Here is a 12,561-nt window from a genome sequence, read left to right on the forward strand (position 1 = left end):
CCCGTGGCCACGACACCCGCGCCTCCCACGGCGCCTCCCAAGCCCACCTGGGACCCCAGACGGCAGGAGCCTCCCTTCCCCTGGCTGCGCCCGACCATCCGGATACGGCTCACGCTGCTGTACGGAGGCATGTTCCTGATCGCCGGCATTCTGCTGCTGTCGATCATCTACCTGCTCGCGGCACAGGCGCTGAACACGGGAAACGAACCGCTCTTCAAGATCGTCGACGGCAACACGATCAGGGTCACCAGCACGACCTGCCCCGCGGTCGACGGCGCCACCAACCTGCCGCTCGATCAGTTCAACGCCGCGATCAGCACCTGCATCGACCACCAGCGCCAGGTCGCCCTCGACAACCTGCTCAGCCGCTCCCTCCTCGCCCTCCTGGGCCTGGCGATCATCGCCTTCGCCTTCGGCTACGCGATGGCCGGCCGGGTCCTCTCCCCGCTCGGGCGGATCACCCGCACCGCGCGCGCGGTGGCGGGCTCGGACCTGTCGCGGCGGATCGAGCTGGACGGCCCGGACGACGAGCTGAAGGAACTGGCGGACACCTTCGACGACATGCTGGAGCGGCTGCAACGGGCCTTCACGGCCCAGCAGCGGTTCGTCGGCAACGCCTCGCACGAGCTGCGCACACCGCTCGCGATCAACCGGACCCTCCTCGAAGTGCATCTGTCCGACCCGGCGGCGCCGGCTGAGCTCCAGCAGCTCGGCAAGACCCTGCTGGCGACGAACGAGCGCAGCGAGCAGCTCGTCGAGGGCCTGCTGCTGCTGGCCCGCAGCGACAACCAGATCGTCGAGCGCAAGCCCGTGGACCTCGCCGAGGTGGCCTCGCGCGCCGTCGACCAGGTGCTGTCGGAGGCGGACGCGAAGGGCGTGGAGATCCGCGGTGAGCGCGCTCCCGCGATCGTCCAGGGCAACGGCGTCCTCCTGGAGCGGATCGCCCTGAATCTCGTCCAGAACGCCGTGCGCTACAACGTGCCGGAAGACGGCTGGGTCGAGGTCACGACGGAGATCCAGCACGGTCACGCGGTCCTGGTGGTCTCGAACACGGGGCCCGTGGTGCCCGCGTACGAGATCGACAACCTCTTCGAGCCCTTCCGGCGGCTGCGTACGGAGCGCACGGGCAGCGACAAGGGCGTCGGCCTCGGCCTGTCCATCGCGCGGTCGGTGGCCCGCGCTCACGGCGGCCACATCGCCGCCGTGCCACGCGAGGGAGGTGGACTCGTGATGCGAGTGACCCTTCCTATCTGAGACCATGTCGCCGACACACGAGGATGTTCGCTTTGCGCGGAATTTTCGGGTCACCCGTCCGGGAGATCCCTGTGTGATCGATCACAAGGGCGATTTTCCGGCCATATACTCTCCGTGATCATGTGACCTGCCGTAAAGCCGGGAAAATCCGGGTTTTCGGGAGTCCTGATCACGGGAAGTACACGGGGAGACCGCTTTGAAGTGCGACATTCGGACCGTGTACGGTCCCGATCGCCATCCAAGCCGATCACTCATGAGGAGTCCGGTTGGGTGTCGATTGAGTAACAGACCTTGATGTGAGGCAAAATCTCCGCCTCGGGTCGGGCACAAGTCCGGCCTCTCACGCGTTACGTGCGCTGGAGACACCGCAGACACCCAGAGGGGGAGAGCGACATGGCAACGGATTACGACACCCCACGCAAGACCGACGACGACGTCGACTCGGACAGCCTTGAAGAGCTCAAGGCCCGGAGGAATGACAAGTCGACTTCGGCGGTAGACGTCGATGAGTTCGAGGCCGCCGAAGGCCTGGAACTGCCCGGAGCGGACCTCTCGAACGAAGAGCTGGCCGTCCGGGTGCTGCCCAAGCAGCAGGACGAGTTCACCTGCATGAGCTGCTTCCTGGTGCACCACCGCAGCCAGCTGGCCCGCGAGAAGAACGGTCAGCCGATCTGCCGCGACTGCGACTGAGGCAGGGTCGGCCGTGACTGGCTCGACCCCACCTTGGAAGCGCCGCTCCCACAAGGCGGGAGCGGACGAAGGGCCGTCAGACGGCTCTGACAGCCTGCGTGACGACGAGCGGGGCTCTTCCCGACCAGGATCAGCCTCGCTCGAACCGGCGCCCCCCACCGGCGGCGCTGACACCCCCGTGGAGACCCCTGCGCCCGCCGCCAGGCGACGCGCCGCGGTCGTCCGGGACGGGGTGACCAACAGCTTCCGCAAGGGCGGCAGCCGGGCCAGGGCGGGCCTGGCTCATCTCGCCGACCGCATCATCGACAACGCCCCGCGCATTCCCGTACGGGACCTCGCGACCCTCCGCAGGCAGTTCCCGGGCCTGGGCCCCGAGCAGCTCGCTGACAAACTCGTCGCGGGCGCCGCCAACGCGACATCGACCGTGGGAGCGGGAATCGGAGCGGCCGCGATGCTGCCCGTGCCGCCCGCCATGCCCACAGAACTGGCGGCCGAGATCACCGGCGTCGCCGCCATCGAACTCAAGCTCATCGCCGAACTCCACGAGGTCTACGGCCGGAGACCACCTGGGAACCTCAAGGAACGCAGTACGGCGTATCTGGGCTCCTGGTCCGGGGAGCGCGGCATCGACGTGACCAAGCCGTCGACGATCAACTCCGCACTCGGCGGCCAGATGAAACGGGAGCTGCGCCAGCAGATCATGAAGCGCATGGTCCGGGACCTGCCGAACCTGATGCCGTTCATGGTCGGCGCCGCGGTCGGAGCGGTGATGAACCGCCGGGACACCAAGCGTCTCGCCGAGCGGATCCGCAAGGATCTGCGCAAGGCCCAGGTGCCGTGGGACGCCCTTCCGGCACTGCCGTCCCTGGAGCAGCCGGCCGATCCGCTGCGGCCCGGGGAGATCCCCAAGGAACTGGGGCGCTGATCCCGGCGGCGGCTGGGCACCGACCCGGGCCGGGAGCGGCGTTACGCCGCCCTGCGGGCCGCTTCCAGCGCCGCCGCCAGACGGGCCGGCTCCCGCGTCGACAGGTACAGGTAGGGCGTCGGGTCCTGCGGGTCGGTGACCTGGACGCGCAGCGCCGTCGGGATGTACGCCCGCAGCAGCATGAAGGCACGCGGGTCCGCCTTGTGCGTGCGCCAGGCCCGGGTCTCCTCCGGGTCGAGGATCTCGGCCTCGCCGAGCGCCGCCACCGGGATCCTCGCCTCGCCCGCGATCAGCGAGTCACCCACGACCCGGATGCGGATCGAGCCGTACGAGCTGGCCACGACGGCCGAGACGGCGGTGCCGCCGACCAGCGCGCCGAGCAGCGGCAGCGTGCCGAACGGGAGAAAGATCAACGCCATCGCGATCCCGACCAGGACGCAGATCAGCCACCAGCTGCGGGGCGCGGTGAGTCGTTCTTCGTAGGGGGAGGCGGAGAGCTGCATGGAGCCAAGCTTGGCACGGTGTCCGCCCAGGGCCGACGCGCGGGTAAGGTCTGCGGCTGTGAGTGGTACTTCCGCAGCTCTGAAGCCCCCGGCCGACGCCGTCGCGCCGGTGCGGCACCCTGACGCCCCGGCCCCCGGGGAGCTCCTCGGCGCGCACTACGGACGGTGTTTCGGGTGTGGTGAGGGACAGGTTCACGGGCTGCACCTCGAGGCACGTGCGGGGGAGGGCGTCCAGATCACGGCGGAGTTCACCGTGCGCCCCGCCCACCAGGGCGCTCCCGGCCTCGCGCACGGCGGCGTACTCGCCACCGCGCTCGACGAGACGCTCGGCTCGCTGAACTGGCTGCTGCGCACCATCGCCGTCACCGGCCGCCTGGAGACCGACTTCGTACGGCCGGTGCCCGTGGGCACCCTGCTGTATCTCGAGGCCGAGGTGGTCGCCGTCGCCGGCCGCAAGATCTACTCGACCGCCACCGGACGGATCGGGGGGCCCGAGGGTCAGGTGGCGGTCCGCGCGGACGCCCTCTTCATCGAGGTGAAGGTCGACCACTTCATCGACAACGGCCGGCCCGAGGAGATCCGGGCGGCCATGGACGACCCGGACCAGATTCGGCGCACCCGCGCCTTCGAGGTGAACCCGTGAGCCCGACCGCCCGACAGGAGATCGCCGTGCTGATCCGGCGCGTCGATCCCGAAGTACCGCTTCCCGAGTACGCACATCCCGGTGACGCCGGAGCCGATCTGCGGACCACGGAGAGCTGTGAACTGAAGCCCGGCGAACGAGCCGTTCTGCCGACCGGAGTGTCTGTCGCGCTCCCGGAGGGGTACGCGGCCTTCGTACACCCTCGCTCCGGCCTCGCCGCCCGCTGCGGTGTCGCCCTCGTGAATGCCCCGGGGACGGTGGATGCCGGGTACCGTGGGGAGATCAAGGTGATCGTGGTGAATCTCGACCCGCACGAGTCCGTGCGGTTCGAGCGCTTCGACCGGATTGCCCAACTGGTTGTCCAGCAGGTCGAGAAGGTCCGCTTCCAGGAAGTCGCGGAGCTTCCCGACTCGGCGCGGGCCGCAGGGGGCTTCGGGTCCACCGGCGGCCATGCCGCCGTGGGCGGCGGGGCGGGTGGGAATCGATACGCATCGGTCGTATCCGACCGGGAAGGACAGTGACGTGTTCGGACGTCGCAAGAAGGGCAGTGCCGCCGAGGACGCGGCGGGCGAGGCCGAGCAGGTCGTCGACGAGTTCGACACTGAGACGGACGAAGCAGCCGAGCGTGAGCGTGTGCGGCTCGAGCCCGAGCCCCGCCCCGACGGCCCGTGGGACGACTCCGAGGTACGCGATCCGGCCGAAGGCCGGGTGGACCTCGGCGGTCTCTTCGTGCCCGGAGTCGAGGGCATGGAGCTGCGGGTCGAGGTCGCGGGTGACGCGATCGTCGCGGCGACGGTCGTCCTGAAGGACAGCGCGATCCAGCTGCAGGCCTTCGCAGCGCCCAAGCGTGAGGGCATCTGGGGTGAGGTCCGCGAGGAGATCGCCTCCGGCATCACACAGCAGGGTGGTGTCATCGACGAGGTCGAGGGCCCGCTCGGCTGGGAGCTGCGGGCGCAGGTGCCCGTGCAACTGCCGGACGGCACGGGCGGTTTCCAGGTCGTGCGGTTCGTCGGAGTGGACGGCCCCCGCTGGTTCCTGCGTGGAGTGATCTCCGGGCAGGGTGCGGTACAGCCCGGGGCCGCGGGCCTGCTGGAGCAGATCTTCCGGGACACGGTCGTCGTCCGCGGTGAGGGCCCGATGGCCCCGCGCGACCCGATCGTCCTGAAGCTGCCGAACGACGCGCAGATGGTCCCCGAGGGAGTCCAGCAGGAGGAGCAGGCCGGGTCCCGCTTCTCCGGCGGCATGGGGCAGCTGCAGCGCGGACCGGAAATCACCGAGGTCCGCTAGCCGTCGTACGGAGTCACAGCAGAAGGGCCGCACCCCCACCGGGTGTGGCCCTTTCGCGTGCCCGCACTCTCGTGCCCAAGCTCTCCCTCATGAACGGCAGTTGAGCTGCTTCTCTTTCTTCAGGTCTTGACGGAAGTCTGGTCCGTACCTATGGTCACCGGCCAGTGCGTGTGTTCAGAACTCAGTGCGTGGTTCACATACGAGAACGGATGGCCCCCCACATGCCCGAGACCCCCCCAAGGCACCGCCGCAGAACACGCCCCGCCATGTTCGCCACCGTCGCCGCCGTCACGGCCGCCCTCGTCGCGGCCCTCATGGCCTGGCCCGGCACCCACCGGGCGGAGGCCGCCCCGGCCACCTTCGCGCACCCCGGGGTCACGGTCTCCAAGAGCCAGCTGGACTTCACCCGCACCAAGGTCCTCGCGGGCACCCAGCCCTGGAAGGGCGCGTACGACCAGATGCTGGCGAGCAAGTACGCCTCGCTGACGCGCACCCCCGCGCCCCGTGCCACCGTCGAGTGCGGCTCGTACTCGAACCCCAACTACGGCTGCACGGACGAGCGCGAGGACGCGATAGCCGCGTACACCGACGCCCTCGCCTGGTACATCACGCGAGACGACCGGTACGCGAAGAAGGCCATCGAGCTGATGGACGCCTGGTCGGCCACGATCAAGGATCACACGAACAGCAACGCGCCGCTGCAGACCGGCTGGGCCGGCTCCTCGTGGCCCAAGGCCGCCGAGATCATCAAGTACACGTACACCGGCACCTGGACCAACTCCGCGCGCTTCGCGACCATGCTGCGCAACGTCTACCTCCCCGAGATCATCAACGGCTCCAACTCCAACGGGAACTGGGAACTGTCGATGATGGAGGCCGCCATCGGCATCTCCGTCTTCCTGGAGGACAAGACCTCGTACGACAAGGCGATGGCGACGTTCCGGACGCGGACGGCCGCGTACATCTACCTCTCCTCCGACGGGTCCGTCCCGAAGACCGTGCCGAGCCAGAACCTCAACACCACGGCGAAGATCGTCAGTTACTGGCAGGGGCAGTCCACCTTCGTCACCGGGCTCACCCAGGAGACCTGCCGGGACTTCGTCCACACCGGGTACGGCATCTCCGCGATCTCGCACGTCGCCGAGACCAGCCGCATCCAGGGCACCGACCTCTACACCACCGACGTCGGCGAGCGGCTGCGACAGGCGCTCGGCTTCCAGTCCAAGTACCAGCTGGGTGAGGCGGCGCCGAGCTGGCTGTGCGGCGGCTCGCTGACCCTGGGGCTCGGGCCGGTCACCGAGGTCGGCTACAACGCCATGCACAACCGGCTGGGTTACGCGATGGCCAACACCGAGGCGCTGACCAAGCAGAACCGGCCGGCCGGCAGCAACAACCTGTTCGTGGCATGGGAGACGCTGACGCACGGGGACAACCCGAGCTGACCCATTGCCCGGCCGGGCACCAGGTGACGATACTGGCGCCCGGCCGACGGGGGAGGATCATGAACCGGATCGTCACGGAAACCATGGTGCGCGTGGAGAACGTGCATCGTTCGTACGGCACCGGAGCAGCCGCCGTACACGCGCTGCGGGGCGTCTCCTTCGAGGTGCCCCGCGGTGAACTCGTCGCCCTCAAAGGGCGTTCCGGGTCGGGCAAGACCACACTCCTCAATCTCGTCGGCGGCCTCGACACGGCGGACGAGGGCAGCATCAGCGTCGACGGACGCGAACTGGCGCGGCTCGACGAGAACGGACTGCTGGAACTGCGCCGGGACCGGATCGGCTTCGTCTTCCAGTCCTTCGGTCTCATCCCCATCCTCACGGCCGCCGAGAACGTCGGCGTACCGCTGCGGCTGCGCCGGACCGAGCCGCGCGAGCGCGAGGAGCGCGTCGAGCTGCTGCTCTCCCTCGTCGGCCTCGCCGACCACGCGGCGCAGCGGCCCGGCGAGCTGTCCGGCGGTCAGCAGCAGCGCGTGGCCATCGCCCGGGCGCTGGCCAACAACCCCGCACTCCTGATCGCCGACGAGCCCACCGGCCAGCTCGACGCGGAGACCGGCATCGCCGTCATGGAGCTGCTGCGTGCGGTCGTCCGCAGCGAGCGGGTGACGGCGCTGGTGGCCACGCACGACGCGACCCTGCTCGGGCTGGCCGACCGGGTGCTGGAGCTGAGCGACGGGGAGATCGTCGAGCACTGACCACGCCGGGCCGGCGCGGTCCTCCGGCGCCCACGGGGGCTCGCCCGGCGTCAGGGTTGCGTCAAGGACATCCCCCGACCAGCATCTCGTCCCATTTGTCCGGCTCGCTGGCCGTAGGGTCGACGCTGCGTGGGCGGCTGTCACGGGAAGACAATGGGGCCATGGGACGCGGCAAGCTTCGGATCTATCTCGGTGCGGCACCGGGCGTCGGCAAGACGTACGCGATGCTCTCCGAGGCGCACCGGCGCGTGGAGCGCGACACCGACTGCGTCGTCGCCTTCGTGGAGCACCACGACCGGCCGCGGACCGAGGTCATGCTGCACGGCCTGGAACAGATCCCGCGCCGCGAACTCGACCACCGGGGCTCCCGGTTCACCGAGATGGACGTGGACGCCGTACTGGAGCGCGCCCCCGCCGTCGCCCTGGTGGACGAACTCGCCCACACGAACGTCCCCGGCTCGCGCAACGTCAAGCGCTGGCAGGACGTCGAGGAGCTGCTGGCCGCCGGCGTCGACGTCGTCTCCACGGTCAACATCCAGCATCTGGAGTCGCTCGGGGACGTCGTCGAGTCGATCACCGGCGTACGGCAGCGCGAGACCGTCCCCGACGAGGTCGTCCGGCGGGCGGACCAGATCGAGCTGGTCGACATGTCGCCCGAGGCACTGCGCCGCCGCATGGCCCACGGCAACGTCTACCGCCCGGACAAGGTCGACGCGGCACTGTCGAACTACTTCCGCCCCGGCAACCTGACCGCGCTGCGCGAGCTGGCGCTGCTGTGGGTCGCCGACCGGGTCGACGCGTATCTCACCGAGTACCGCAGCGAACACCGTGTCTCGAAGATCTGGGGCTCGCGCGAACGGATCGTCGTCGGGCTGACCGGCGGGCCGGAAGGGCGGACGCTGATCCGCCGGGCCGCGCGCCTCGCGGAGAAGGGCGCGGGCGGCGAGGTGCTGGCCGTCTACATCGCCCGCAGCGACGGGCTGACCTCGGCCTCCCCGAAGGAACTGGCCGTCCAGCGCACCCTGGTCGAGGACCTCGGCGGCACCTTCCACCATGTCGTCGGCGACGACATCCCGGCCGCCCTGCTCGACTTCGCCCGCGGGGCCAACGCCACGCAGATCGTGCTCGGCTCCTCCCGCCGCAAGGCCTGGCAGTACGTCTTCGGACCCGGTGTCGGCGCCACGGTCGCCCGGGAGTCGGGCCCCGACCTCGACGTGCACATCGTCACCCACGAAGAGGTCGCCAAGGGGCGCGGGCTGCCGGTCGCCCGGGGCGCACGCCTCGGCCGCTCACGGATCGCCGGCGGCTGGCTGACCGGCGTCGGCGGCCCCGCCCTCCTCGCCCTGCTGCTCACGCACATCGACGCCGGCCTTGGCATCGCCAACGACATGCTGCTGTTCCTGTCGCTGACGATCGCCGCAGCCCTGCTCGGCGGTCTGCTGCCCGCCCTCGCCTCCGCCGCCTTCGGCTCCCTGCTGCTGAACTACTACTTCGCCCCGCCGCTGCACCGGTTCACCGTCTCCGACCCGAAGAACATCCTCGCCATCGCGGTCTTCTTCGGCGTCGCCGTCTCCGTGGCGTCGGTGGTGGACGTGGCGGCCCGGCGGACCCATCAGGCGGCCCGGCTGCGCGCCGAGTCCGAGATCCTGTCCTTCCTCGCGGGCAGCGTGCTGCGCGGTGAGACCAGCCTGGAAGCCCTTCTCGAGCGGGTCCGGGAGACCTTCGGGATGGAGTCGGCGGCGCTTCTGGAGCGTACGAGCGAGGTTGACCCGTGGACCTGCGCGGGCAGCGTCGGGCAGCGGGTCGGCCGCCCCGAGGACGCGGACGTGGACGTGCCCGTCGGCGCCCATATGGCGCTCGCCCTGTCGGGCCGGGTGCTGCCCGCGGAGGACCGGCGGGTGCTTGCTGCCTTCGCCGCCCAGGCAGCCGTCGTGCTCGACCGCAGGCGCCTGAAGTCCGAGGCCGACCAGGCCCGGGCGCTCGCCGAGGGCAACCGCATCCGCACCGCGCTGCTGGCCGCCGTCAGCCACGACCTGCGGACCCCCCTCGCCGGGATCAAGGCGGCCGTCTCGTCGCTGCGTTCGGACGACGTGGAGTGGTCCGAGGAGGACCGGGCGGAGCTGCTGGCCGGCATCGAGGACGGCGCGGACCGGCTCGATCACCTGGTGGGCAACCTGCTGGACATGTCCCGGCTCCAGACCGGGACCGTCACCCCGCTGATCCGCGAGGTCGACCTCGACGAGGTGGTGCCGATGGCGCTCGGCGGGGTCCCCGAGGACAGCGTGGAGCTGGAGATCCCGGAGACCCTGCCGATGGTCGCCGTCGACCCCGGCCTGCTGGAGCGCTCGGTCGCCAACCTCGTCGAGAACGCCGTCAAGTACAGCCCTCCCGGCGAGCGGGTCCTGGTCGCCGCCAGTGCCCTCGCGGAACGCGTGGAGGTCCGGGTGGTGGACCGCGGCCCCGGGGTCCCGGACGACGCCAAGGACCGTATCTTCGAGCCCTTCCAGCGCTACGGCGATGCCCCGCGCGGAGCCGGAGTGGGGCTCGGGCTCGCGGTCGCCCGCGGTTTCGCCGAGGCCATGAGCGGCACGCTCGACGCCGAGGACACCCCCGGCGGCGGCCTCACCATGGTGCTGACGCTCCGGGCGGTGCACCGCGGTGGGAGCCCGGCGAGCGCGGCGGCGGAAGGACCGGTCGGCGAAGGCGCCGGACTCGCCGGCAGGGGCATGGACGGCCGGGCGGTGGTGGCGGGGGAGGCGGATCAGGCCCCGGCCGGTGCGGACACGGGCGGCCGGGCCGTCGTACCCGGGGAGATTCCGGCCGGAGCCGGAGCCGGAGCCGGAGCCGGAGCCGGAGCGGACGGGCCGGCCACTGCGACAGTTGACAGGGCGGCCGGTGCGACAGCCGGCCCGGCCGCCTCCGCGGCGGCGGGTACCGCAGCCACCGCGGCGGCAGAAGGCGTGGTCATGGCGACAGCAGAAAGGCAGGCCCCATGCGGCGCCTAACCGGGGATGACCCCCAGACGCCCACGAGGGTGCTCGTGGTCGACGACGAGCCGCAGATCACCCGTGCTCTCGTGATCAACCTGAAGGCACGCAAGTACGAGGTCGACGCGGCCCCGGACGGCGCCACCGCGCTCCGGCTCGCCGCCGCCCGCCACCCCGACGTGGTCGTGCTCGACCTCGGACTGCCCGACATGGACGGCGTCGAGGTGATCAGGGGCCTGCGCGGCTGGACCCGGGTGCCGATCCTGGTGCTCTCCGCCCGGCACTCCTCGGACGAGAAGGTCGAGGCACTCGACGCGGGCGCCGACGACTACGTGACCAAGCCGTTCGGCATGGACGAGCTGCTGGCCCGGCTGCGGGCCGCCGTGCGCCGGGCCGAGCCGACCGGCGGCGGCGAGGACGACGTGATCGTCGAGACCGGCGACTTCACCGTCGACCTGGCCGCCAAGAAGGTCAACCGCGCCGGACGCGATGTGCGCCTGACCCCCACGGAGTGGCACCTCCTGGAGGTCCTGGTGCGCAACAGCGGCCGCCTGGTCAGCCAGAAGCAGCTGCTGCAGGAGGTCTGGGGGCCCTCGTACGGCACGGAGACGAACTACCTGCGGGTCTACATGGCCCAGTTGCGCCGCAAGCTGGAGGCGGACCCCTCGCACCCGCGGCACTTCCTGACCGAGCCGGGCATGGGATACCGGTTCGAGAAGTAGCCCGGGCGGGAATCAGAGCAGGGGACGGCACAGGTGAGCGCACCTGTTCCGCTCGTGTCAGGGGACCCCGGTACGCTTCAGATATGAGCGCGATCCCTCGTTCCGAAAAGCCGGCGGGCCGGTTCCGGCGCATGCTCGACCGGCTCTCCTCGTCCCAGGAGGACCTGGAGTCCGAGGAGCTGCGGGAGGACACCGACACCGCCGGATGCACGCGCATCGGCGACTGCCAGGACCGACAGATCGTCACCGTCACTGGTACGTTGCGCACGGTCACTCTGCGCCCGCGGGCCGGAGTGCCGGCCCTGGAGGCCGAGCTGTTCGACGGTTCGGCGGCCCTCGACGTGGTCTGGCTCGGCCGGCGCTCCATAGTCGGCATAGAGCCGGGGCGCAAACTCATCGCATCGGGCCGGATCTCCATGAGCCGAGGCCGTAGGGTGCTGTTCAATCCGAAGTACGAACTCAGACCGCTCGGACGGGAGTAGCCGGTGACGTCGCTCGACAAGCCGACCGAAGACGCCCAGCAGGATTCGAGGGCGGTGACCGAGGCCGCGCTCTTCGAGGCGTTCGGTGGCGTGCGGGGCATGGTCGAGACCGTGGTGCCCGGCCTCCTCTTCGTCACCATCTTCACGATCAACAAGGATCTGCACTGGGCGGCGATCGCGGCCCTCGCGGTGTCCGTGCTGCTCGTCGTGGTCCGCCTGGTGATGCGGGACACCGTGAAGCACGCCTTCAGCGGCGTCTTCGGCGTCGCGTTCGGCGTGGTCTTCGCGATGATGACGGGCAACGCCAAGGACTTCTATCTGCCGGGCATGCTCTACACGCTCGGCCTGGCCATCGCCTACATCGTCACGACCCTCGCTGGCGTCCCCCTGATCGGTCTGATCCTCGGCCCGGTCTTCAAGGAGAACCTCTCCTGGCGCAAGCGCAATCCGGGCCGCAAGAAGGCGTACGCGAAGGCCAGTTGGGCCTGGGGCCTGATTCTGCTCGCCAAGTGCGCGGTGCTCTTCCCGCTGTACTGGTGGGCCGACACCACCCAGTTCGGCTGGGTCCTGATCGCCCTGAAGATCCCGCCCTTCCTGCTCGCCGTCTGGCTCACCTGGGTCTTCCTCGCGAAGGCGCCCGCGCCCATCGACGTGTTCGCGGAGATGGAGGCCGAGGAGAAGGCCGAGAAGGAGAGCCGCGCGGCCGCCGTCGAGGCGAACGAGGCGACAGGGCCCCGGCACCGCCGAGAGGCCTGACGCCGCCGGGGCGGACATCGCCGGGAGCTGCCGCTTCCGCACCCGCGTTGCTGGCCGACCGGCTTCCTGACGTGCGTACGCCGAAGGGGCGCCCTGAGATCTCAGGGCGCCCCTTCGG

General features: G+C 70.4%; 13 protein-coding genes. 12 read left to right on the forward strand and 1 reads right to left on the reverse strand.

Going from position 1 to position 12,561, the window contains the following annotated elements:
• Positions 1-3: 3 nt before the first annotated feature.
• From ACFVYF_RS32410 to ACFVYF_RS32420, 3 genes are all read left to right on the forward strand, one after another.
• Positions 4-1,254, forward strand: coding sequence for a sensor histidine kinase (locus ACFVYF_RS32410; RefSeq protein WP_389461147.1), 1,251 nt, complete (start codon positions 4-6; stop codon positions 1,252-1,254).
• 393 nt (positions 1,255-1,647) lie between these two features.
• Positions 1,648-1,944, forward strand: coding sequence for a DUF4193 domain-containing protein (locus ACFVYF_RS32415; RefSeq protein WP_005481602.1), 297 nt, complete (start codon positions 1,648-1,650; stop codon positions 1,942-1,944).
• A 13-nt stretch (positions 1,945-1,957) separates the two neighbouring features.
• Positions 1,958-2,869 (forward strand): hypothetical protein, encoded by a 912-nt coding sequence (locus ACFVYF_RS32420; protein ID WP_389461148.1) that lies wholly within the window; start codon positions 1,958-1,960, stop codon positions 2,867-2,869.
• A 41-nt stretch (positions 2,870-2,910) separates the two neighbouring features.
• Here ACFVYF_RS32420 and ACFVYF_RS32425 read toward each other — a convergent pair whose 3' ends face one another.
• Positions 2,911-3,372: a DUF3093 domain-containing protein gene (locus ACFVYF_RS32425; protein WP_389461150.1), complete on the reverse strand. Its 462-nt coding sequence runs from the start codon at positions 3,370-3,372 to the stop codon at positions 2,911-2,913.
• A gap of 58 nt (positions 3,373-3,430) precedes the next feature.
• Between ACFVYF_RS32425 and ACFVYF_RS32430 the strand changes: the two genes are divergently transcribed.
• The 9 genes from ACFVYF_RS32430 to ACFVYF_RS32470 all read left to right on the forward strand — a co-directional run bounded on the left by ACFVYF_RS32430 (position 3,431) and on the right by ACFVYF_RS32470 (position 12,443).
• Positions 3,431-4,015 (forward strand): PaaI family thioesterase, encoded by a 585-nt coding sequence (locus ACFVYF_RS32430; protein WP_389461151.1) that lies wholly within the window; start codon positions 3,431-3,433, stop codon positions 4,013-4,015.
• Positions 4,012-4,536, forward strand: a complete 525-nt coding sequence (gene dut / locus ACFVYF_RS32435) for a dUTP diphosphatase (RefSeq protein ID WP_389461153.1) — start codon at positions 4,012-4,014, stop codon at positions 4,534-4,536. The genes ACFVYF_RS32430 and dut overlap by 4 nt, the downstream gene beginning before the upstream one ends.
• A gap of 1 nt (position 4,537) precedes the next feature.
• On the forward strand, positions 4,538-5,302 hold the full coding sequence (locus ACFVYF_RS32440) for a DUF3710 domain-containing protein (protein WP_389461155.1): 765 nt from the start codon (positions 4,538-4,540) through the stop codon (positions 5,300-5,302).
• Positions 5,303-5,523: 221 nt separating this feature from the next.
• Positions 5,524-6,744, forward strand: a complete 1,221-nt coding sequence (locus ACFVYF_RS32445; RefSeq protein WP_389461157.1) for an alginate lyase family protein — start codon at positions 5,524-5,526, stop codon at positions 6,742-6,744.
• A 59-nt stretch (positions 6,745-6,803) separates the two neighbouring features.
• Positions 6,804-7,496 (forward strand): ABC transporter ATP-binding protein, encoded by a 693-nt coding sequence (locus ACFVYF_RS32450; RefSeq protein WP_389461159.1) that lies wholly within the window; start codon positions 6,804-6,806, stop codon positions 7,494-7,496.
• Between the two features lie 161 nt (positions 7,497-7,657).
• Complete coding sequence (locus ACFVYF_RS32455; RefSeq protein WP_389461160.1) at positions 7,658-10,501, forward strand: ATP-binding protein; 2,844 nt, start codon at positions 7,658-7,660, stop codon at positions 10,499-10,501.
• Complete coding sequence (locus ACFVYF_RS32460; RefSeq protein WP_389461162.1) at positions 10,489-11,205, forward strand: response regulator; 717 nt, start codon at positions 10,489-10,491, stop codon at positions 11,203-11,205. The genes ACFVYF_RS32455 and ACFVYF_RS32460 overlap by 13 nt, the downstream gene beginning before the upstream one ends.
• Positions 11,206-11,288: 83 nt before the next feature.
• Positions 11,289-11,687, forward strand: a complete 399-nt coding sequence (locus ACFVYF_RS32465) for an OB-fold nucleic acid binding domain-containing protein (protein WP_389461163.1) — start codon at positions 11,289-11,291, stop codon at positions 11,685-11,687.
• Positions 11,688-11,690: 3 nt separating this feature from the next.
• On the forward strand, positions 11,691-12,443 hold the full coding sequence (locus ACFVYF_RS32470) for a DUF3159 domain-containing protein (protein WP_389461165.1): 753 nt from the start codon (positions 11,691-11,693) through the stop codon (positions 12,441-12,443).
• Positions 12,444-12,561: the final 118 nt, after the last annotated feature.

This window comes from Streptomyces sp. NPDC058274 (assembly GCF_042881375.1).
In the GTDB taxonomy this organism is placed as follows: domain Bacteria; phylum Actinomycetota; class Actinomycetes; order Streptomycetales; family Streptomycetaceae; genus Streptomyces.